Source organism: Taklimakanibacter deserti, from assembly GCA_003574785.1.
On the sequence record QORU01000010.1, the window covers coordinates 149762 to 170797 of the forward strand.

Here is a 21036-nt window from a genome sequence, read left to right on the forward strand (position 1 = left end):
GGAATTTCCCTTCATGACCGACACCCACACCCCGCCTCACAGCCGCCCGCCCTTTTCCGGCCATCCGCTGCGCGCCATTCGCGCTTTAGACTATACCATCCTGTTCGCGCGCGACATGGCAGCCATGCGCCGGTTCTACGCCGAAGTGATGCGCTTCGAGCATTATTTCGAGCTCCTGAACGGCGATTGGGTCGAATATCGCGTCGGCGGCAACATCCTCGCCCTGTGCAAACCCGGCCTCGTCATCCCCGATGCCACCTTGCCGATCGGGACCGCCGCGACACATCTCGCCTTTCGCGTGCGGCGGGAAGAGGTCGATGCGGCCGAAGCGGCGCTTCGCGCCGAGGGCGTCGCCATCGTTTCGCCATCAACGGACCAGCCTTGGGCCCATCGCACCCTGTTCTTTCGCGATCCCGATGGAAACCTGCTCGAGATCTATGCCGACATCTGAGGTTGCCAGCCGTCGGCGAAATGCTGCGTCTCGAGGAAAGACCACAGGCGCCGGCGGAAGTCCTGATTCACCGGCTCGTAGTGATTGTCGACGGGCTCGACATCGGGAAAATCGGGCCAGGGCGAGATCGCGAACCAGTCCCTGAACGCATGCGCATAGCGCGGGTCGCCGACCCATCCCCTTTGCCAGGGCTTCGGCCGGTTGACGAAATGATAGACATTGGGTCGGATCTCTTCCTCGAGATCGAGGCTCATGAAGTCGCCCATGAAATTGAAGCGCGGCGAGAGCCGGACGAAACCGCCTTTGAGCAGCGCATTAAGCGCGCTCTGCTCGAAGCGCAGGCAGAGCTTCGGGTTGGCCGCGATGAAGCGCAAGGTGCGCTCGCCCATCTCAGCCTTGGTCCACAGCGCCCGGTCGATGACGGTGAGGCCGTTGTTGAAATAAAGCGTATCGGGCGTCATGCCGAGGCTGGCGCGATAGGCCTGGAATTCCTCCGCCAGATGGCCGCCGAAATCCATATAGGAGATCATGTCGGTCGCGGCGGCGAGAACAGCGCCCTCGAGGTCGAGCGAGATCAGCGGCGCCAGCCCCTCATTCACGATCATCATGTCGGAATCGACCGGGATGATGCGGTCATACTGCGCCGGCAGGACGCGATCGAGAAACAGCCGGCGCGTGATCGCATGCTCGCCATTGTTGTTGGAGGGGAGTTTGCGGGTGACATCGTCGAAGGAAGTGACGGCGAGCTTGAGCCGCTTCCTTATGGTTTCGTCGATCTCCTCGAAGCGCGGCCAGACATCCGTCTCTTCGCAAACGAGGAAGAGATCGGCCTCATCAGGCAGACCACAAGCGATGATCTGCGAAGCGACGCAGAGAGCGGGACCGAAGAAACGCCGGTCGGGTGTCAGGCAAATGGCTGTCGGCACGAGCGGCCGGCTAGTCGCGAGCGCGGCGGCGTTCGCGGCGGGCGGCACCTGCAGCGGCGGTGTCGAAGCCCTTGGCCAGTTCCGACACGGCGCCGAGGCGCGCCTCGATGAGGGCGACGGTCGGGCGCTCCCCCTTGCTGTAAGTCTCGAGCGACTTGCGCATGGCAGCCAGGTGCTCCGGGCTCGTGCCGCAGCAGCCGCCGATGATGCGGGCGCCGGCGTCGAGCGCGATGCGCGCATAGTCGGCCATCAGCTCGGGCGTGCCGGTATAGTGGATATGGCCGTCGACATATTGCGGAATGCCGCAATTGCCCTTGGCGACGACATGCGCATCGGGCCTAGCCGTCGTGATGCCGAGGACGGTCGCGACGAGTTCTGAGGCGCCGACGCCGCAATTGGCACCGATCGCCACTGGCTTGGTGCTGAGCGTCGTGGTCAGCGTGCCGAAATTCTGCGGCGTGATGCCCATCATGGTGCGGCCATTGGTGTCGAAGCTCATGGTGGTCACGATCGGAAGCCCGGCCTGGCCTGCGCCTTCGACCGCGGCGCGCAGCTCTTCTTCCGACGACATGGTCTCGATCCACAGGACGTCGACGCCGCCCTCCTTCAGGGCCTTGGCCTGCTCGGCGAAAGCGGCGACGCCGTCCGCATGCGAGAGCGAGCCCAAGGGCTCGAAGATCTCGCCCGTCGGCCCGATGGAGCCGCCGACATAGACCGGCCGCGCCACGGCATCGGCCTCGGCGCGCGCATTCTTGGCGGCCGCCATATTGATCTCACGCACCTGGTCTTGCGCGTTGTGCAGCTTGAGCCGGTGGCGATTGCCGCCGAAGGTGTTGGTCAGGATGATGTCGGCGCCGGCCTCGATGAAGCGGCGGTGCAGCGAGCGCACGCGCTCGGGAAATTCGAAATTCCAGATCTCGGGCGCATCGCCCGAGACGAGGCCCATCTGGAAGTAATTGGTGCCGGTGGCGCCGTCGGCGAGCAGCCAGGGCCGGGAATTCAGGGCTTGAGTAAAGGTCGGATGCGTCATCGAAAGGTTTCCCAAGGATACATGATCATATAAACATATCTTTATATGAATTTCAACCGCCCTGCTCAGACCGCCAGGACCCATAGGATTCGGGGCCGGCCAGCAGCATCAATCGGCCATTAATCCAGTAGCGGTCGGGATTCTGGCCCATGGGCGGCATGTTGCCGTCGCGAATGGCCTTAAGCCCGGTCACGAGATCGGCCAGGTCGCCCCTGAACAGCCTCGGCGCCACTTGCGTGCCGTCAGGCAACGGCTTGCCATGAGCGCCGAGGATCAGCACGTCTTCCGGCAGCCGCCGCGCCAGCGCCTCGGCGCTTAAGAGATAGTCCGGCAGGAAAGCGCCCGGTATCTGGGCATAGAGGGAGCCCAGATAGAGGAAGTCCGCCGCCAGCAGGATTTTCCCGCCCGCGTCATAGAGCGAAATCGACTCGGGGGAATGACCGGGAGTCGCGATGATCTCAAGCGACCGGCCACCGAGATCGATGCGATGGCCGATCGGCCACCAATGCCCAATGTCGACCGGCACCCAGACCATGTCCTCGAGGCTGCCGAAGAACAGTTCCTCCGGCGCCACCAACACGCCATCCCTGACGCATGCCCGCAAGATGGCGAGGTCCGGCAGAGCGCGATCGGCGAAGCGATGGAAGTTGCCGGTATGGTCGAAATGCAGATGCGACAGCAGCGTCGTAACCGGCCTGTCCGTCAGGCTTGCGACCACGGGCGTGATGTCGCGCAGGCCTGGTCCCGTATCGAAAAGCAGCGCCCGCTCCTGCCCGACGATCAGATAATTCCAATTGACCTGATGATATTTTGGCTCCCCGATGCCGAATAGACCCGGCGCGATCGCCTCGATCGCATACCAGTCGTCGAACCAGCGGATGTGCGGCTTTGTCATCCTATTGGAGCTTCAGTGGAAAATCAGGCGTACACGCCGGCTCGGACAGACTCTAGATAGTCCGAAACCTTACCGACCTTGCCCGCGCCGACAAGATCATACGCCGTCTTGCCTGCCCAACCGGGGATTGGCTGGTGTTTGAACCAGATGGCAGCCCTACTCTTTTCTCCGGTCATCTCGATCGCCATCGCCAGGATCCGTACCAGCGAGCGCAACGCCTGTTCAAGCTTCGGGGCGTGAGTCTTCGTGCTCAGGGCCTCCCTTGGAATGCCAATAAGAGCCGCCAGTTCTGACTGTTCAATGCCAAGAAATTGTGAGATGCGGCGAGGCGACAGGACAGGTGGCTCTCCTTCGCTGAACTGCCTGACGATGAGTTCGGAATCTGCAACGTTCATAGCGAGGCAGCTTACGCTCTTTCGGCGCCATAATAAAGCGAGACGACATGCTGCGCCTCGGCGAAGAACAGCCAGCGCTCGAAGACCGCGGCAAGCCCTGAGAGCACCACCGCGATCAGCGACAGGGCAATGGCCAGGAAAGGCGCGGCGATCGTCAGCGCTGTCACGGCGATGGCGATGAGCAGCGAAACGAGGACGATCCGGCGCAGCTTCTCGGCATGCTTGCGGGCGACGGCGAAGCCCATCTCCTTCATGATGAAATTCTCAGCCGTATGCGGCACCTCCCATTGCCGCACTTTTTCTCCGTCCCGGGCGAGGCCCGTCGCCGCTTCGATGGTGCGGGTCTTGGGCTCGCTGTCGATCCTGCGCCAATAGAGAAATTTCAACGCCACGGTGAGGATGAGAGCAATGACGGTGAGGCCGGCTTGGAAGACCTGATAGGGCCCGAAGAGCGAAGCGATCGCCATCAAGAGGACAGAACCTGTTGCGAGGGCGAAGGCGAGATAGACCGGCACGGTCAGCGGCTGATGCCATTGCCGGATGGTGGTGAGCGTCGAATAGATCTTCGCCGTGCAGAAAACGGTGATCGCGCACATGAGCGCGGTCGCGAGGCCGGCAAGGCCTAGCCACTGCGGATAATCGAGAATGCGCAGCCACAGAGCGCCGAAGATAAGCGCCGGCGCGAAGGTCAGGACCGAGACGACGCCTTCGCGCGACAGCCAGGACGAACGCCATTGCGAGAAGGCCCGCCAGGCCCGCTCCGGACGGCCCAGATGGAAGGTCGATGACAGAAGCCCCACCGTGATGAGGCCGAGCGCCACCACCAGCGCGGTCGCGCCGAACCAGACGCTGGAGGCCGGGCCGTGATTGAAGCCGACAAGACCGAGAAGGGCGAGAAGGCCATAGCCCGCGCCCGATGCGGTGGTGAACAGGATGACCGAATAAGCAGGATGCATGGATGCTACCGGCTCAACAGACGATCGGCCCAGCGGAAGAACTCATCCATCACCGTCTTCCCGCCGCTTTCGACGGGCGCGCTCGCCGTGGCTGTCGTCTTGTTGCGCTGGCGCGGCGGCAGATATTTATTGACGGGCTTGTAGCCCATTTCCGGCAAGAGATCATAGCCCTGGCGTTCGGCGACGAGCTTCGAGACCTTGCTCTCAGTATCGCCCAGATCACCGAAATGCCGCGCCCCCGTCGGGCACGCCTTCACGCAGGCCGGGATGCGGTCCTCCTCGGCGAAATTCTCATTGTAGATGCGGTCGACGCAGAGCGTGCATTTCTTCATCACGCCATGGTCGTAATCATATTCGCGCGCGCCATAGGGGCAGGCCCAGGAGCAGAGCTTGCAGCCGATGCAGGTCTCAGGGTTGACGAGAACGATGCCGTCCTCGGCGCGCTTGTAGGAAGCGCCCGTCGGGCACACCGTGACGCAAGCCGGCTCCTCGCAATGGAGGCAGGAGCGTGGGAAATGCACGATGCGCGACTGCTCGTCCCCTGGCGCCTTCACCTCATAGCCATGGATGCGGTTGAGCCAGGTGCCTTCGGGCGATGCGCCATAGGCGTGCCTGTCGTTGAGCGGCGCCGAATAGCCTTGCGTGTTCCATTCCTTGCAGGAGGTGGCGCAGGCCTGGCAGCCGACGCAGATGTCGAGATCGATGACGAGGCCGAGCTTCTTCTGGTTAGGCTGAGGTCTCGGAAGCGAGGTCATGCGCGCCTCCCGGCGACGAGCCCGGCGAGGCGCTTCAGCGCCGGGAATTGCGGCGCGCTGACCGCCGCCTCGTCAGCCGGCGCTTTCTCGATGCGGACTCTCAGATCGTACCAGGCGGCCTGGCCGGTGACCGGATCGGAATTGGAATAGCGATAGCCGCCGTCGCGCTCGGGCAGAAGCTCGGCGATGAGATGATTGAGCAGGAAGCCCTTCTTCGCCTCCGGCGCGTCGGGCGAGAGCGCCCAGGCGCCCGACCGCTTGCCGATCGCATTCCAGGTCCAGACCGTGTTGGGATTGACGCCATCCATGAGCTTCACCTGCACCTTGATGCGGCTCGTGGCCGAGGTGACATGCACCCAGTCGCCATCGGCGAGGCCCAGTTCCTCGCCGCGCGACCTGGCGAGATAGAGCCAGTTGCGCCCGAGAATCTGCCGGAGCCAGGCATTCTGCGATCCCCAGGAGTGATACATGGCCATCGGCCGCTGGGTGATGGCATGGAGCGGGAATTCCTTGTGGTCGCGCACGCTCTCTTCGAGCGGCTCATGCCAGCCGGGCAGCGGATCGAAATAGCGCGCGACGCGCGCGCGATGCGCCTCCGGCGGCTGCACCGCGCCATGCCCCTTTGCGGCGAGGCGGAATTTCTGCAAGGGCTCGAGATAGAGCTGGAAGACGATCGGCTCGGGCCTGCCGATGAAGCCGAAGGATGATGCCCATTCGAGATAGTCGCGATTGGCGTGGCGGTAGTATTTCACGTGATCCGGCAATTCGTAGAACCAGTGACAGCCATTCTCGATATAGCGTTCGAGCTGCCTGGGATTCGGCTCGCCGCGGCCGTGAAAGACGCCTTCCTTGCCGCGCCAGCCGGCGAGCGGCCCGATGCCGGGGCTGCGCTCATGATTGACCATGTAATCGGCATAGCCGCCGGGATAGCGCGGCGTCCCATCTTCATTGGTCATGCCGGTGAGGCCGAGCCTCGCGCCCAGATCGAGCAGCACCGTCTGGAACGGACGCACGTCGCGGTCGGGCTCGACGACCGGCTGGCGAATGGCATCGGCCGGACCATCCGCTTCCGAGATCGGCCGGTCGAGCAGCGAGATGCAGTCCCAGCGCTCGAGATAGGTCGTGTCGGGCAGGATCAGATCGGCATAGTGCACCATCTCCGAGGCATAGGCGTCGGAATAGATGATATGCGGGATGACATAGTCGCCGGTCTTCTCGTCCTTTGCCGTCAGATGCGCCGTCGTCTCGGCGACATTCATCGCCGAGTTCCAGCTCATATTCGCCATATAGAGGAAGAGCACGTCGACCCCATAAGGATCGCGCTTCGCCGCATTGGCGATCACCGTGTGCATCAGGCCATGGGCGGCGAAGGGCGCCTCCCAGGAATAGGCCTTGTCGATGCGCTGCGGCGTGCCCTCCTTGTCGATGAGAAGATCGTCGGGACTGGTGACGAAGCCGAGCGGCGGTCCCGGCAAGGCCGTGTTGGGTTTCACCTGCCCCGGCTTGCCGGCGGGTTTGATGCCGGGCGGCGCAGGCTTGGGGAACGGGGCGCGATAGCGAAAGCCGCCCGGCACGTCGATGGTGCCGAGGAGGATCTGCAGAAGGTGCAGCGTGCGGCAGGTCTGGAAGCCGTTCGAATGGGCGGAGATGCCGCGCATCGCATACATCGAAACCGGCCGGCCGATCATCTTGTCATGGATGCGCCCGGCCCAGTCGCGCCAGCCGATATTGAGGCAGAGCTCCTCGTCGAAGGCGGTCCTGGCGAGTTCGGCGGCGATGCGGCGGATCGTGTCCGCCTCGATGCCGCATTTCTCCGCGACCGCCGTCGGCGAATATTCACGGCTGAGGAACCGCTCGGTCAGCAGCATGAAGGAGGGAACGGCGCGCCTTCCGTCGACCAACGTGAATTCGCCGACGAGCTTGGGCGAGGTGTCGGCGCGATAGGCGGAGAGCGGCCGACCGATGACCGCGTCATAAATCAGAGGCTCGCCATTGGCATTGCGCGCGAATGTTCCGTCATCGGCGTGGCCCTCATTGCGGATGACGAGCCAGGGCGCATTGGTGTAGCGGGCGAGATAGTCGAGATCGACCTTCCGGCTCGCCAGCAATTCGTGAATGAGGGCGCCAGCGAAGAGGCCGTCCGTACCCGGACGAATGCCGATCCACTCATCGGCGATCGCCGAATAGCCGGTGCGCACCGGATTGATCGAAACGATTTTCACGCCACGCGATTTGAGCTTGCCGAGCCCGATCTTGATCGGATTGGAGGCATGGTCCTCGGCGACGCCGAAAAGCAGGAAATATTTGGTGTGCTTCCAGTCGGGCTCGCCGAACTCCCAGAAGGAGCCGCCGAAAGTGTAGAGACCGGCCGCCGCCATGTTCACCGAGCAGAAGCCGCCATGAGCGGCATAATTGGGCGTGCCGAACTGCGTCGCCCACCAGCCGGTGAGGCCTTGTGATTGGTCGCGGCCGGTGAAGAAGGCGAGGCGCTTCGGATCCTCGGCCCGCACTTTCTTGAGCCACGTGGTCGCGAGCTGGAGTGCTTCCTCCCAGTCGATCTCGCGGAATTCGCCCGAACCCCGCTCGCCGACCCGGAGCAAAGGCTTCGACAGCCGCGCCGGCGAATAATGCTGCATGATGCCCGACGCACCCTTGCCGCAGATCACGCCCTTGTTCACCGGATGGTCGCGATTGCCCTCGATATATTTGACGGTGCCGTCCTTGAGATAGACTTTGATCCCGCAGCGGCAGGCGCACATGTAGCAGGTGGTCGTCTTGATCTCGTCCCAGGTCTTGAGCGAGGTGTCGATCTTGGGTTGGGCCATGGACGTCCAGGCAATGAGAGTCGGTCTGCAAACTACATGATGGGACCAGCCCTAACCATAGGGCCAATGAACGCGGACAGCAGGAACCAGAGGCTTCGTTTCGCTGAAATGTTAAGACCTTGGCAACCCCGAGCTTTGCTCAATTGTTGAGATCAATTCACCAGTTTTGATCCAGCTTCGATGTTGTTGCGGGGATTTTTGGCTCTATGATGGGTCCAGAGGTGATCCCCGTTGCGCGACTGGCTGGTCCATATACGCCGCCACAATCATTCGAGCCTGCAGACGCAGATTCGCGAAGCTCTGGTTGCCGCCATCCTCGATGGGCAACTGGCGCGCGACGAGCCCATTCCCTCGACCCGCAAGATGGCGAAGAGCCTCGGCGTCTCGCGCAACACCGTGGTCCTCGCCTATCAGGGCCTGCTCGACGACGGCTATCTCTTCGCCCGCGAGCGGTCCGGCTATTTCGTCGCCGACAAGGCGCTGGAGACGGCGGTCCGGCCGGCGAAAGCGGGCGGCGCCACCGCCGGCGAGGCGGGCACCGATCCCAATTGGAAGGCGCGGCTGCTCAAGCATCCGGCAGCACAGGCCAATATCTTCAAGCCGCTCGACTGGCAGAGCTACACCTATCCCTTCATCTACGGGCAAGTGGACCACAATCTCTTCCCGCTCGCCGAATGGCGCGACTGCGCCCGCCAGGCGCTCGGCAAGAAATGGCTCGGCACCTGGACCAACGACACCTGGGCCTTCGATGATCCGCTCCTCGTCGAGCAGATCCGCCGCCGCATCCTGCCCAGGCGCGGCATCATGGCGAGCGATGACGAGATCCTGATCACGCTCGGCGCCCAGAACGCGCTCTATCTCATCGTGAGCCTGCTCATCGACGAGAAAAGCCGCGTCGCCATGGAAGAGCCGGGCTTTCCCGACATGCGCAACATCTTCCGCCTCAAGACCCAGAAGGTGGCGCTGGTGCCGGTCGATGAAGGCGGCCTCACCCTCACCGATCAGGTCGCGGGCTCCGATCTCGTTTTCGTGACGCCGAGCCACCAGTTTCCAACCACCGCGACCATGCCGCTGGCGCGCCGTCTCGATCTGCTCAAGCTCGCCTCCCAGCATAATTTCGTGATCATCGAAGACGATTATGAGTTCGAGACGAACTACGTGAACGAGCCCTGCCCGGCGCTCAAATCGCTCGATGACGAGGACCGCGTCATCTATGTGGGCTCATTGTCGAAGACGCTGTTTCCGGGCCTTCGCCTCGGCTTCCTGGTCGGCCCCAAACCCTTCGTCGAGGAGGCGCGCGCCTTGCGCCGGCTCATGGTGCGCCATGCGCCCAACAACAACCAGCGCACCGCTGCCCTCTTCCTGTCGCTCGGCCATCACGACACGCTGATCCGGCGCCTGCACAAGGCCTATCGCACGCGCTGGGAGATCATGGGGGCGGCGCTGCAGACGCATCTGCCGGAATCGGCCCGCATCCCCTCCTTCGGCGGCACCAGCTTCTGGGTCGCAGGTCCTCGCGCGCTCGACAGCGAAAGCCTCGCCAAGCAGGCGGCGGCGCGTGGCATCGTGATCGAGCCGGGACGCATTCATTTCGGCGCTGAAAACGCCCCCGACAATTTCTTCCGCCTCGCCTTCTCCTCTATCGAGGAAAAGAAGATCGAGCCCGGCATCCGCCTTCTCGCCGAAACGATCTCCGATGCGCAGCGGCTGGCCGCCGAATAACGCCGGCTTCCGGACGTTATTCGCAGATCCGGTAATTGCCGCTCTTGCCGTGCAGTCCGAGATCGAAATGATAATGCTCGGCATGGGCCGCGTTCGAGCCAGGCCCGAGAACCGTTGTAAAATAGCCACAGGCTGAGACGCGCAACGCCGTGAGCCAGCGGCTTTCGACATTCTCCGTCTTCGCGACATTGGACACGGGCATGCTTTCCTTGCTCGCGAGCTTGAAGGCGGCAATGTCGACGGCATTGCCGAGGGCGTGCTCGCTGATCTTGCCGCTGCCGTCGCCATTGCGGCCGCGGCATTCATAGCCGGGACCGGTCGCGATCGCCGCCAGCGCCTCGCCGGTCTGCGCTTTGACCACGGGACCCGCGATGTCTGAAACCCATGACGTGAACCGCTTGGCGAAGATACAGTTGAGGATCGGCTCGCCGGGGAAGTCGACCTCGCCCGCGGGCGATGCGATGGCGCTGATCTGGACCGGATTGCGCACGGTGCACCTGGCCATCTCGGCCGCCGGCATGTCGGGCACCTTGAATTTCGCGCCCAGCGCCGCCAGTTCCTTGCGGCAGATCGCAAAATCTTCGCCGGGATCGGGCTTTTCCTCATCCGTGCCCTCGGCTGCGTCCGGCTTCGGCTCGGGCTTTGGCGTGACCTCGGGCGCGGGCTCGGGCTTTCGCAACTCGGGTGGCTTTTCGCGTGGGATGACGATGGCGGAGTTAATCTGGTCCGGTTGATCCTCACTCGCCTCGGGCTCGGGCGCCGCAACCTCCGGTGCCTCGGGCTGCGGGGCGGCCGTCTCGGGCGGCTCGGCTTCGAAGGGGTTCAGGAGTTCCGTGGGCTTCGGCTTCGGCAAGGGCGGCCGCATCTTCTTCTGGGCCGCCTCCGCCGCCAGCAACGCGGGAATGAAACAGGCGGCGAGTACCAGACCGCGCAATGCCATGCGTCTCATGCGTTGCCCTCTTCTCCGCCGTCCGGTTTCTTTACGCTACGAACTGGGTTATGGCCTGGAGCATGGCCCCTCAGACGCCCGCTGACAACAAGCTTCTCGCCGTCCTCTATGCCTGCGGTGCGGTCGGCATCGCCTCTTGCGGCGATGCGGTCGTCAAATGGCTGAGCGGCAGCTATGCGGTGCATCAGATCCTCGTCATCCGCTGCCTGATCGGGATCCCTATCCTGGCCTTCATCGTTCACAGAAACGCATCGCTCCGGAGCCTGCTCGGCCCCGGAACCGGGCTCAGCCTCATGCGCGCCGCCATCATGAGTTCCGCCTATCTCGCCTTCATCCTCTCCATCGCGGCGATGCCCCTGGCCGATTCGGTCGCCATCTATTTCGTCATGCCGCTCTTCGTGGCGGTCATCGCCGGACCGATGCTCGGCGAGCGCGTGCGCGTGCATCGCTGGATCGCCATCATCGGCGGCTTCATCGGCGTCATGATCATGATCAATCCGGGCAGCGGCGTGCTCGAGCCCGCCGCGCTGCTGGCCCTCTATTCCGCCATTGGCTATGCGGTCAGCCAGACGCTGGCGCGGCGCATCGTGCGCACCGTGCCGCCGGCGACCATGGCCTTCCATACCAATGCCGTCTATCTCGCCGTGGCGGTCAGTCTCGCTCTCATTTTCACCTTCCTCGACATGGGCGCCGTCCAGCACAAGAGCCTCGCTTTCCTGGCGCGGCCCTGGCAGTGGCCGCCTCTGCTTGATTTCGCCGCGATGCTGCTTCTCGGCGCCACCGTCGCCATCGCCATGGTGCTGTTCGCCATGGCCTATAAGAGTGCCGAGTCGAGCTTCGTGGCGCCCTTCGAATACAGCGCCATGTTCTGGGCAGCGGCGCTGGGCTTCCTCGCTTTCGGCGATGTGCCGAGCCTCAGAACCTTGTGGGGCGGCGCGATCGTGCTACTGGCCGGGCTGTTCATGCTGTGGGCGGACCGGCGGATCGACCGGCAACAGCAGAGTCTGCCGAGCCGCAAGCAGGTCAACGCCGAGACGTGATTTATTCCTGCGCTGAGACCGGCTTCTTCGTTCGAAAACCTATTCCATTCCCCGGCCTGTGCAGGAAAACCGCGGGGGTTGTCGGCGCATCGCGTCCAGGAGTATAAGCCCCTCGCGCAAACAGGGCCGGCACGAACTGGCCTGACGCAGCCAGGTGAACTGGTGCTACGAGGGCAACCGGCAACTAGCTAATTCCGACAACCATCAATCCAGACCGCTGGGCAGCCAGGCTCGCTCGCGTGTCCTTTGGGAGTTCTTCCATCATGCTGATTGGCGTTCCGAAAGAGATCAAGAATCACGAATACCGGGTGGGCATGACGCCGCTCTCGGTTCGTGAGGCCGTGCGCCACGGCCATGAGGTATGGGTCGAGATCGGCGCGGGATTGGGTATTGGCGCATCGGATGAGGATTACCGGGCCGCCGGCGCGCAGAATATTCCGACGGCGGAAGAAATTTTCGCCAAGGCCGACATGATCGTGAAGGTCAAGGAGCCGCAGGCGGTGGAGCGCAAGCTGCTGCGCGAAGGCCAGATCCTCTACACCTATCTGCATCTGGCGCCGGATCCGGAGCAGACCAAGGACCTCGTCAAGTCGGGCGCCGTTTGCATCGCCTATGAGACCGTAACCAATTCAAGGGGCGGCCTGCCTCTGCTCGCCCCCATGTCGCAAGTGGCGGGTCGCATGTCGATCCAGTCGGGCGCCCATTGCCTGGAAAAGGCGCAAGGCGGCCTGGGTATTCTCCTGGGCGGCGTGCCGGGCGTTGCCCCCGCCAAGGTCGTGATCCTGGGCGGCGGCGTCGTCGGCACCAATGCCGCGGCGATGGCCATGGGCCTCGGTGCCGATGTCACCATCCTCGAAAAGAGCACCGACCGGATGGAAGAACTGGTTTCCCGCTTCGGCACGCAGCTCAAGACGCTCTATTCGACGCAAGGTGCCGTCGAAGATCTCTGCGCCACCGCCGACCTCGTGGTGGGCGGCGTCCTCATTCCGGGGGCCGCGGCGCCGAAGCTCGTCACCCGCAAGATGCTCAAGGACTGGAAGAACGGCTCCGTCCTCGTCGATGTCGCAATCGACCAGGGCGGCTGCGCCGAGACCTCCAAGGCCACGACCCATGCCGATCCGACCTATGTGGTCGACGGCGTCATCCATTATTGCGTCGCCAACATGCCGGGCGGCGTGGCGCACACCTCGACCTACGCGCTCAACAATGTGACCTTGCCTTTCGGTCTCAGGATCGCCGACAAGGGCTACAAGCAGGCGCTGCTCGAGGACCATCATCTGCGCGCCGGCCTCAATGTCTGCAAGGGCAAGGTGACCTACAAGGCCGTCGCCGACGATCTCGGTTACGAATATGTGCCGCCCGAGAAAGCGCTTGCCGCCTGATCGGATTTGACAGCTTTCATCCGGCGTAGGACCGTCCATGGAACGGCTCGCTTTCCAGCGAGTCGGTCCGATGGAGGTGCGCCATGGGGAAAGCAAAAGTCCGCAAGGGGATGCCGAGCGTCGCCTTGACCAAGGCGGAATTCGTCGAACGCTTCAGGGCGCGCTTCTTTGATCCGGTCTTTGCGGAAAATGCGAAGGAGATCGAGGCATTGCTGCCCCAGGCCTGGACCTCCTATCACGATTATCACAAGAGCCCGCGTACCCGAAAAGCCGGCAAGGGCTTCGCCGATCCCGCCTATGATCTGTCGGTCGATTGGCTCGCCGCGCATCAGAGCATAAGGGCGGCCGAACGGCAGCATCGAGACAAAGCCTTGCCTTCGCGCATCCTCATCATCAACGGATCAATGCGCAGCGACCAGACTTGTCCCGGCGAGATGTCGAAGAGCTGGCGTCTCACGCAGATGGCGCGCAGGATCGTCGAGGCGCAGCGCGGCTTCGAAGCAGAAGTGCTCGATCTCAGCCGTCTTGCTTCCGAATATGGCCGCGTCATCTATCCGTGCAAGGCCTGCGTCTCGACCGCCATGCCGCTCTGCCATTGGCCCTGCTCCTGCTATCCCAATCATGCGATCGGACAAGTGAACGACTGGATGAACGAGATCTATCCGCTCTGGGTCAGGGCGCATGGCATCATGATCGTGACGCCGGTCAACTGGTATCATGTACCGGCGGGCCTCAAGGCGATGATGGACCGGCTGGTCTGCGCCGATGGCGGTAATCCTGACCCGACCTCGACCCATGGCAAGGACGCGGAAGCGGCGAAAGCGCTCGAGCTCAAGGGCTGGCCTTATCCGCGCCATCTCGCCGGCCGCGTGTTCTCGGTCATCGTGCATGGCGATGCCTCGGGCACGGAGAATTTGCGCCGCAACCTATCCGACTGGCTGACCGATATGGGATTGATCCCGGCAGGCACAAAGGCCCTGCTCGACCGCTATGTCGGCTATTACCGCGACTATGCAACAAGCCATGACGATCTCGATCAGGACCGCGATTTCCAGGCGGAAGTGCGCAACGCGGCTGAGGCCCTGATCGCCGCGGTGACGCTGAAGCGCAAGGGCAAGCTTGGGCAGGTCGATGCCGGACTCAAGAACCCGCGGCCAAAATGATGTTGACCTCGTTCAATGCGGGCGTGGGGTGATCGCCATCCCTCTCCTATTTCTGTGTGACTTTCAGCTGCTCGATCTTGCCGTCGAAGGCGAAAGGCCGCTTGTCTTCATAGGACAAGGAAACGGTCGAGCCGAGATCGACACCGATGTCGAAAGACTCGGTCGCCGTGAAGGCGGCCGGCACGGTTCGCTTCACCGTCGTGCGCGCAGCTTCCGCGCCGTCGACGGTGATGACCACCTCGGCAGGCCCGGCCGGCTTCACGATCTTCGTATCGATGACGATCTCATGCTTGCCTGCCGGAATCTTCTCCGTGCGCGCCTGGTAGTTCTCGATGATCATCATGTTGTATTCATAGACCAGGTGGCCACCTTCCATGTAGACGGTGAGGCCTCCGCCCGCGCCGCCGACAGCGTAGAGCACACCATTGGCATTCTCGCCGAACACGGCGTCGATCGTCACATGCGTGCTCTGGCGCCCGACGCCGGGCCCCGAGAATTCCGGCATGCGGCGGCTATTGGGGCCGAAAGTCCATTCATCATAGGCGGTCTTGACGCGATCCTCCGGATGAAGCCTGAGCCAGTTTCCGGCGCCGATCGGAAAATCCTTGTTTTCGTCAGCGACGGCGAGGAAGCGCTTCTTCATCTCCTCGAGCTTTTGCGGATCCTGCTTTGCAAGATCGTTCGCCTGGGAGAAGTCGGACCTCAGATCATAGAGCTCCCAAGGATCGGTCGCCGAATCCCATTCGGCCACACGCTTGACCGAACCAGGTGTATCCCAGGGAATGAACGGTCCCATCGTGCCGGCGAACCAGCCGTCGAGATAGAGTCCGCGACTGCCATTGTTGTCGAAGAACTGCATGGTCTTCTGCGTCTTCGCCGCGGCATCGCTGAAAGTACCAGCGAAGCTCGTGCCGTCCATCGGCATCTGCTCATAGCCGTTCACCACCTTGGGATTCCGGATGTCGAGGATGTCATAGATGGTCGGTGCGATGTCGATCACATGCTGGAATTGCTGGCGCATCTTGCCGTCATGCTTGATGTGGCCCGGCCACGACACCACCATCGGATTGCGGGTGCCGCCGAAATAGGAGCCCAGCAGCTTGGTGCCCTTGAACGGCGTGCCGCCGGCCCAGGCCCAGCCGGCATGGTACATATTGTCGGTCCGGGGCGAGCCCAGCACCTTAAGCCCGCCAATCCTGTCGAGTGCCGCGATCTGCTGCTCGACGGTGTTTTCGATGTTGTTCTGGGCGAGAAGCTCGCTGATCGAACCCTGCTGGCCTTCGGCGCTCGAGCCATTGTCACCGAAGATGTAGAAGATCAAGGTGTTGTTCCTGAGCCCGCGCACCTCGAGGCCGTCGACCAGCCGGCCGACTTCGGTGTCGGTGTGCTCGACGAAGCCGGCAAAGAGCTCCATCAGCCGCTCCTGGAACGGGCGCTGTTCCTTAGGCACGCTGTCCCAGGAGGGCATGGTCGGATCGCGTTCGGTGAGCTTGGTGCCCGGCGGAATCACGCCCATTTCGAGCTGGCGCTTGTAGACGCGCTCGCGATAGGCATCCCAGCCGTTGCCGAACTTGCCCTTATATTTGTCGGCCCATTCCTGGAAAATGTGATGCGGTCCATGGACGCCGCCCGGCGCCCAGTACATGAAGAACGGCTTGCCGGGATCGTAGGCGCGATAGTCGTCGAGCCATTTCAATGCCTTGTCGACCATGTCGCTGGTCAGGTGATATTTCGGATCGTGCGGGGGCTCGACCGCATCGTAATTCTCGGTGAGCCGCGGCTCATATTGCGAGGTCTCGCCGCCGAGGAAGCCGTAGAAATATTCGAAGCCATAGCCGTTGGGCCAGCGGTCCTTCGGTCCGATGGCGGTCGTCTCGGTGGCGGGCGTATTGTGCCACTTGCCGAAGGCCGAGGTGTGATAGCCGTAGTTCTTCAGCACTTCGGCGGCGGTCGCCGCCGTCTTGGGAATGATGCCGGTGAAGCCGTCGAAGGCCACCGCGCGCTCGGCGATGGTGCCCGAGCCGACGCGTGTATGGTTGCGCCCGGTCAGGAGCGAGGCGCGCGTCGGCGAGCAGATCGAGGTTGTATTGAACTGGTTGTAGCTGATGCCCTCCGCGGCAAGTCGCGCCAGCGTCGGCGTATGCACCTCGCCGCCGAAGGTCTCGGCCACGCCGAAACCGACATCGTCGAGAAGCACGATGAGGATGTTGGGCGCCCCCTTGGGCAGGCGCTGCGGCTCCTGCGGCCACGCCATGGTCGAATCCTGCAGGCGCGGCGCTATCTTGCTTGCCATGGGTGTCGGCGGAAACGGCAGGACGGAGCCGTCGTCCGGCGCCGACTGCGCCTGGATCGGCGCCGTGAAGGCGATAGCCGACGCGACAAGGACAGTGCTGGCGCGCAAAGCGTGAAGCGCCGCAACCCAGTTTCGAGTCTTTGAGCGAATGGTCATCCCGTCCTCCTATCGCCCGAGGCCGATATCCTTCGGCGGGTATTTCCTGAATGTCGCCGCATGACCTTTGAGCTCGCCCGCCATCGAGGCGAGCCAGGCATTCATGCGGTGGCCGACAGGATATTCCTCCTTGGGATCGATGTAGAGGTTGAACAGCCACGGGGCCAGGCCCACGTCGCTGACTGTGGTCATATCGATATTGAGCCACTGCGCCTTATGCTCAACGACCTTCACATGGATCTTGTATTCGTACATGCGCATGGCCATCAGGTTGCTCTCGTTCCAGATATAGACCTTCTCGCGGTTGGACTGGCCGTCATCGGCGATGAAGAAGGATGTCTGGTCGATGCCATCGATATAGCGGTCGGTCGGAATCTTGTCGGCGGCGCCGGCGAAATGCAGCGAGGTGTTGAAGAGATCCATGAGATCGAACAGGTCGTCGCTCTCGCGGCCGGGGTTGATCATGCCTCTCCAATAGGCGATGCCAGGCACGCGCACACCACCCTCCCAGGCCGAGCCCTTGGCGCCGCGGAATGGCGTGTACCCGGCGTCGGGCCAGCTGTCGAGCTGCGGCCCGTTGTCGGACGTGACGAAAATGAAAGTATTGTCGAGGACGCCAGCTTCGTCCAGCGCCGCGACGATCTCCCCAACATAAGCGTCAACCTCGACCATGTCGTCCTTATAGGCATATTTGCTGGCGCTCTTGCCCTCGAAGGCCTTGCTGGCAAAATTGTCCGCATGCACCTTCATGAAGGAGTGCTCGAGGAAGAACGGCGCGTTGCCGGCCGCGAGCTCCTTGATCTTGGCGACACTGAACTCCTTCGTCATGCGGTCGCCTTCCGCCATCGTCTCGATACTGTCGATCTTCACGACGTCGGTCGTCTTGCCGCCCTTGAAACCGTGCACGAGAGCGTCGCTGGCACCGGTCTTGCGCAGCATCGCAAGGCGCTCCGGATTGAGAACGAGATCAGGATAGCGGCGCTTGTCGACGCCCTGGCTGATCTCCTTCTCGGCCTCGTAGAAGCCGTAGAATTCGTCGAAACCGACATCGTGCGGGCGCATGCCTTCGGGGGCGCCAACATGCCATTTGCCCGAAAGAACGGTCGCGTAACCCACCTCCCCCAGTAGTTTCGGCAACGAGATCTCGTCCGCCCACGGATTCTTGGTGATCCTGTCGCCCGCCAGGATCGGGCGCGTCAGCCCGGTGCGCACGGGCAGCCTTCCGGTGAGGAGGGCCGAGCGCGTGGGGGTGCAGGTGGGCTGCGAATAGGCCGAAGTCAGCTTGAGGCCCTCGCGCGCCAGCCTGTCCATATTGGGCGTCGCCGCGCCGATGGCCCCACCGCCGCCATAGGAGCCCGGATCGCCATAGCCCATGTCGTCGACGACCAGCCACACGATGTTCGGCCGCTTGCCGGTCTTCCTGAAGAGCGCGTCGAGCTTCTGCTGGGCCGTCTCCGCCTGCTGCGGATGCACCAGGGCCGGCTCCAGGCTCTCGCTCGCCCGCGTGGCCTTGCTCAGCACCGACTGCGCCGAAAGCTGCGCGGTGCTGCCCAGCAGCAGTGCCCCGCAGATCCCCAGAATGCCCGTATGACGTGCCAGGTTCCTCATGAGGCTGTCTCCTCTCGTTGCTCGTTGCGGACGACGCAGCTAAACCGGCTTGCGTCGTCAACGTATCGATAGCTCGGGTAGAGGCGTGAAGTCGGTACTGGAAACCTCGCCAAGCCTATACGACCGGGGGAGCGCGCGGCAGTTGGACCAAGGCCCTACAAGCGGCGCTTGCCCTACCCCAATCCCGGATTCTAGATTGCTTGACCTTTCGCATTGAGTCCGCCCGGCAACATGAACAAAGGGGAGGCAATAGCGGCTTCGCGACCACGCTTGACCTCGTATAATGCTCGGATAGCCTGCCTACATGATCGAGACCTTCGCTCTTCTCCTCCTCTGCCAGCTTGCGGGCGAGGTCCTGTCGCATGGCTTCGGCCTGCCCATGCCCGGTCCGGTGATCGGATTGCTCATCCTCTTCGCCGGCCTCGTCATCGCGCAGAATTTCGGGAAGGCGAGCGCGGTATCGATCAACGACACGGCGCTCGGGCGCGCGACCCAAGGATTGCTGCAGCATCTCTCCCTCCTCTTCGTGCCGGCGGGTGTCGGTGTGATCGATCACCTGCATCTTCTGCAAACCTATGGGCCGGTCCTGTTCCTGGCGCTCTTCGTCTCCACCGCTTTGTCCCTCGCCGTCACCGCGCTGACCTTCACCGCGGTTAAAAGCTGGCGGTCGCCGCGGGGAGTGTCATGACGCCGGCTTTCGATCTCTGGGTCTATCTCGCTTCGACGCCGCTTCTGTGGCTGACCGTCACCTTGATCGTCTGGATCGCTGCCGACCGGATCGCCGTCGCATCGGGCCGGCATCCGGTGGTCAATCCGGTCCTTCTCTCGATCATTGCGCTCGGCACCCTTCTCATCGTCACCCACACCTCCTTCGCCGCCTATTTCCAGGGCGCGCAGTTCGTGCACTTCCTTCTGGGGCCCGCGATCGTGGCGATCGCCATACCGCTCTATCGCAATCTCGACAAAGTGCGGGAAAACCTGCTGCCGATGATCGCCGCTCTGGTCATGGGATCGGTGACCGCCGTCGTCTCGGCGCTCGCCGTCGCGGCCTATTTCGGCCTGCCCGATCCGGTGCTCGCGGCACTGGCGCCCAAATCGGTGACGGCGGGCGTCGCCATGGGCATCGCCGAGCAATTCGGCGGCGAAGCGGCGCTCACCGCCGTGCTTGTCGTCACCACCGGCCTTTTTGGCGCCATCATGGTCACGCCGCTGATGAACGCGCTGGGCCTCAAGGACTATGCCGCGCGCGGCTTCGCCGCCGGCCTTGCGGCGCATGGCATCGGCACGGCCAGGGCCTTCGTCGTCGACGAGGTGGCCGGCACCTTCGCCGGCATCGCCATGGCGCTCAATGCGGTCATGACCGCCCTCATCCTTCCTTTCATCCTCTATTGGTTCCTCAAATAAAACAAAGGAGACATCGATGTCCGGCACCGCCAAAGCCATCAAGCATATCGAGAACGACAGGGTGATCGTCACCGAATACCGCTTCGCGCCCGGCGCCAATACCGGCTGGCACCGGCATGGCCATGATTATGTCGTCGTGCCCCTGATGGATGGCAAGGTGAAACTCCTCACCAAGCAAGGCGAGAATTTCGCCGAGATGAAGAAGGGCGTGCCCTATTTCCGCAATGAAGGCGTCGAGCACGACGTCATCAATGCCAATGACGGCGAATATGCCTTCATCGAGATCGAGATCAAATAGAATGTTCGACGCCTACATCATCTGCGGCACGCCGCGAACCGGCAGCACGCTCTTGTGCGGCCTCCTGGCCTCCACAAGGAGAACCGGCAATCCTGACTCGTTCTATCGGCGGCAGACCATTTCCTGGTGGGCTCAGGAATGGAACTTGCCGAGCTCCGACACGATGACCGGGAAGGAATTCAATATTGCCTTCCTCGAAGCGGCAATCAGGGCCGGAAAGGGCAGCACGGACATCTTCGGCCTTCGCCTGATGCGGGAAAATCTGGACGAACTCTCGGCCATCCTGGATCAAATCCAACCAGGTCTGCCATCGGACAGGGCACGTCTCGAAAAAGCCTTCGGCAAGATCCTCTACCTGCACCTCTCCCGCGACGACAAGCTCGCCCAGGCCATTTCGCTGGTCAAAGCTGAGCAGACCGGCCTCTGGCATATCGCTCCCGACGGAACCGAGATCGAGCGGCTGGCCCCGGCGAAAGACCCCCAGTATGACTTCCAGCGCATCAGGCAGGAGATCATGGAGCTCGAGAGCTACGACGACGCCTGGAACACGTGGTTCGAAGAGCAGGACATAAGTCCTCTGCGTATCGGCTATGAGCGGCTCTCGGCCGATCCCGCCGCCGCATTGATATGCATCTGCGATGCACTCGGTGTTGCGGCGCCGGATACCGATGATGTGAAGCCCGGCGTTGCAAAACTGGCCGACGCGACAAGCCTCGACTGGATGCGGCGTTATCATGCCGACCTCAAGCACAGCCCGGCCATGTCATAAAATTGTAAAGTCGAAAGCT

19 protein-coding genes are annotated in these 21036 nt (G+C 62.8%); 9 read left to right on the plus strand and 10 right to left on the minus strand.

All coding sequences use genetic code 11. The features are described 5' to 3' along the window. Window positions 1-13 precede the first annotated feature (13 nt). The gene (locus DS839_RS21570) at window positions 14-451 is read left to right on the plus strand and encodes a VOC family protein (protein WP_119272542.1); all 438 of its coding nucleotides are present in this window, start codon (window positions 14-16) and stop codon (window positions 449-451) included. Here DS839_RS21570 and DS839_RS21575 read toward each other — a convergent pair. From DS839_RS21575 to DS839_RS21605, 7 genes are read right to left on the minus strand one after another with little or no spacing between them, the layout of a single operon-like run. Next, window positions 436-1377, minus strand: a complete 942-nt coding sequence (locus tag DS839_RS21575; protein WP_162918715.1) for a glycosyltransferase family 8 protein — start codon at window positions 1375-1377, stop codon at window positions 436-438. The two genes, DS839_RS21570 and DS839_RS21575, sit on opposite strands and share 16 nt — an antisense overlap. Window positions 1378-1387: 10 nt before the next feature. Further along, complete coding sequence (bmt, locus tag DS839_RS21580) at window positions 1388-2407, minus strand: betaine--homocysteine S-methyltransferase (protein ID WP_119272544.1); 1020 nt, start codon at window positions 2405-2407, stop codon at window positions 1388-1390. 52 nt (window positions 2408-2459) lie between these two features. Then, window positions 2460-3302 carry an MBL fold metallo-hydrolase gene (locus tag DS839_RS21585; RefSeq protein ID WP_119272545.1) on the minus strand — a complete coding sequence of 281 codons (843 nt, stop codon included), beginning with the start codon at window positions 3300-3302 and terminating at the stop codon, window positions 2460-2462. A gap of 23 nt (window positions 3303-3325) precedes the next feature. After that, entirely contained in the window at window positions 3326-3697 is a 372-nt protein-coding gene (locus tag DS839_RS21590; RefSeq protein ID WP_119272546.1) for an antitoxin Xre/MbcA/ParS toxin-binding domain-containing protein, read from the minus strand. Window positions 3698-3708: 11 nt separating this feature from the next. Further along, complete coding sequence (locus DS839_RS21595) at window positions 3709-4653, minus strand: dimethyl sulfoxide reductase anchor subunit family protein (protein ID WP_119272547.1); 945 nt, start codon at window positions 4651-4653, stop codon at window positions 3709-3711. 5 nt (window positions 4654-4658) lie between these two features. Next, the gene (locus tag DS839_RS21600; RefSeq protein ID WP_119272548.1) at window positions 4659-5408 is read right to left on the minus strand and encodes a 4Fe-4S dicluster domain-containing protein; all 750 of its coding nucleotides are present in this window, start codon (window positions 5406-5408) and stop codon (window positions 4659-4661) included. Beyond that, window positions 5405-8233: a molybdopterin oxidoreductase family protein gene (locus DS839_RS21605; protein WP_119272549.1), complete on the minus strand. Its 2829-nt coding sequence runs from the start codon at window positions 8231-8233 to the stop codon at window positions 5405-5407. Before DS839_RS21605 ends, DS839_RS21600 begins: the two co-directional genes overlap by 4 nt. A 231-nt stretch (window positions 8234-8464) precedes the next feature. On the opposite strand from DS839_RS21605, the gene pdxR reads away from it, so the two are divergent. Then, entirely contained in the window at window positions 8465-9955 is a 1491-nt protein-coding gene (gene pdxR, locus DS839_RS21610; protein ID WP_119272550.1) for a MocR-like pyridoxine biosynthesis transcription factor PdxR, read from the plus strand. A 16-nt stretch (window positions 9956-9971) separates the two neighbouring features. Here pdxR and DS839_RS21615 read toward each other — a convergent pair whose 3' ends face one another. Further along, entirely contained in the window at window positions 9972-10904 is a 933-nt protein-coding gene (locus DS839_RS21615; protein WP_119272551.1) for an extensin family protein, read from the minus strand. A gap of 62 nt (window positions 10905-10966) precedes the next feature. Between DS839_RS21615 and DS839_RS21620 the strand changes: the two genes are divergently transcribed. From DS839_RS21620 to DS839_RS21630, 3 genes are all read left to right on the plus strand, one after another. Next, entirely contained in the window at window positions 10967-11944 is a 978-nt protein-coding gene (locus DS839_RS21620; protein ID WP_162918716.1) for a DMT family transporter, read from the plus strand. 263 nt (window positions 11945-12207) lie between these two features. Further along, on the plus strand, window positions 12208-13326 hold the full coding sequence (ald, locus tag DS839_RS21625) for an alanine dehydrogenase (RefSeq protein ID WP_119272553.1): 1119 nt from the start codon (window positions 12208-12210) through the stop codon (window positions 13324-13326). Between the two features lie 83 nt (window positions 13327-13409). Next, the gene (locus DS839_RS21630) at window positions 13410-14489 is read left to right on the plus strand and encodes a flavodoxin family protein (protein ID WP_119272554.1); all 1080 of its coding nucleotides are present in this window, start codon (window positions 13410-13412) and stop codon (window positions 14487-14489) included. Between the two features lie 46 nt (window positions 14490-14535). On the opposite strand, the gene DS839_RS21635 is transcribed toward DS839_RS21630, so the two are convergent. After that, on the minus strand, window positions 14536-16938 hold the full coding sequence (locus DS839_RS21635) for an arylsulfatase (RefSeq protein ID WP_368911822.1): 2403 nt from the start codon (window positions 16936-16938) through the stop codon (window positions 14536-14538). A 9-nt stretch (window positions 16939-16947) separates the two neighbouring features. Beyond that, window positions 16948-18546 (minus strand): arylsulfatase, encoded by a 1599-nt coding sequence (locus DS839_RS21640; protein WP_119272555.1) that lies wholly within the window; start codon window positions 18544-18546, stop codon window positions 16948-16950. Window positions 18547-18850: 304 nt separating this feature from the next. Between DS839_RS21640 and DS839_RS21645 the strand changes: the two genes are divergently transcribed. Genes DS839_RS21645 through DS839_RS21660 form a run of 4 tightly spaced genes read left to right on the plus strand, consistent with a single transcriptional unit; the run spans window position 18851 to window position 21017 of the window. Further along, window positions 18851-19234, plus strand: coding sequence for a CidA/LrgA family protein (locus DS839_RS21645; RefSeq protein WP_119272556.1), 384 nt, complete (start codon window positions 18851-18853; stop codon window positions 19232-19234). After that, window positions 19231-19950 (plus strand): LrgB family protein, encoded by a 720-nt coding sequence (locus tag DS839_RS21650; RefSeq protein ID WP_119272557.1) that lies wholly within the window; start codon window positions 19231-19233, stop codon window positions 19948-19950. Before DS839_RS21645 ends, DS839_RS21650 begins: the two co-directional genes overlap by 4 nt. Window positions 19951-19966: 16 nt before the next feature. Continuing rightward, window positions 19967-20248 carry a cupin domain-containing protein gene (locus DS839_RS21655; protein WP_119272558.1) on the plus strand — a complete coding sequence of 94 codons (282 nt, stop codon included), beginning with the start codon at window positions 19967-19969 and terminating at the stop codon, window positions 20246-20248. Between the two features lies 1 nt (window position 20249). Further along, entirely contained in the window at window positions 20250-21017 is a 768-nt protein-coding gene (locus DS839_RS21660) for a Stf0 family sulfotransferase (RefSeq protein WP_119272559.1), read from the plus strand. Window positions 21018-21036: the final 19 nt, after the last annotated feature.

What these genes read in the sequence shown, in the direction of transcription:
- DS839_RS21585 (WP_119272545.1), bottom strand. Translation starts at nt 3,302, where the DNA reads ATGACAAAGCCGCACATCCGCTGGTTCGACGACTGGTATGCGATCGAG.
- DS839_RS21655 (WP_119272558.1), top strand. Translation starts at nt 19,967, where the DNA reads ATGTCCGGCACCGCCAAAGCCATCAAGCATATCGAGAACGACAGGGTG.
- DS839_RS21635 (WP_368911822.1), bottom strand. Translation starts at nt 16,938, where the DNA reads ATGACCATTCGCTCAAAGACTCGAAACTGGGTTGCGGCGCTTCACGCT.
- DS839_RS21595 (WP_119272547.1), bottom strand. Translation starts at nt 4,653, where the DNA reads ATGCATCCTGCTTATTCGGTCATCCTGTTCACCACCGCATCGGGCGCG.
- DS839_RS21650 (WP_119272557.1), top strand. Translation starts at nt 19,231, where the DNA reads ATGACGCCGGCTTTCGATCTCTGGGTCTATCTCGCTTCGACGCCGCTT.
- ald (WP_119272553.1), top strand. Translation starts at nt 12,208, where the DNA reads ATGCTGATTGGCGTTCCGAAAGAGATCAAGAATCACGAATACCGGGTG.
- DS839_RS21620 (WP_162918716.1), top strand. Translation starts at nt 10,967, where the DNA reads ATGGCCCCTCAGACGCCCGCTGACAACAAGCTTCTCGCCGTCCTCTAT.
- DS839_RS21660 (WP_119272559.1), top strand. Translation starts at nt 20,250, where the DNA reads ATGTTCGACGCCTACATCATCTGCGGCACGCCGCGAACCGGCAGCACG.
- DS839_RS21615 (WP_119272551.1), bottom strand. Translation starts at nt 10,904, where the DNA reads ATGAGACGCATGGCATTGCGCGGTCTGGTACTCGCCGCCTGTTTCATT.
- DS839_RS21605 (WP_119272549.1), bottom strand. Translation starts at nt 8,233, where the DNA reads ATGGCCCAACCCAAGATCGACACCTCGCTCAAGACCTGGGACGAGATC.
- DS839_RS21645 (WP_119272556.1), top strand. Translation starts at nt 18,851, where the DNA reads ATGATCGAGACCTTCGCTCTTCTCCTCCTCTGCCAGCTTGCGGGCGAG.
- DS839_RS21630 (WP_119272554.1), top strand. Translation starts at nt 13,410, where the DNA reads ATGGGGAAAGCAAAAGTCCGCAAGGGGATGCCGAGCGTCGCCTTGACC.
- bmt (WP_119272544.1), bottom strand. Translation starts at nt 2,407, where the DNA reads ATGACGCATCCGACCTTTACTCAAGCCCTGAATTCCCGGCCCTGGCTG.
- DS839_RS21590 (WP_119272546.1), bottom strand. Translation starts at nt 3,697, where the DNA reads ATGAACGTTGCAGATTCCGAACTCATCGTCAGGCAGTTCAGCGAAGGA.
- DS839_RS21640 (WP_119272555.1), bottom strand. Translation starts at nt 18,546, where the DNA reads ATGAGGAACCTGGCACGTCATACGGGCATTCTGGGGATCTGCGGGGCA.
- DS839_RS21570 (WP_119272542.1), top strand. Translation starts at nt 14, where the DNA reads ATGACCGACACCCACACCCCGCCTCACAGCCGCCCGCCCTTTTCCGGC.
- DS839_RS21600 (WP_119272548.1), bottom strand. Translation starts at nt 5,408, where the DNA reads ATGACCTCGCTTCCGAGACCTCAGCCTAACCAGAAGAAGCTCGGCCTC.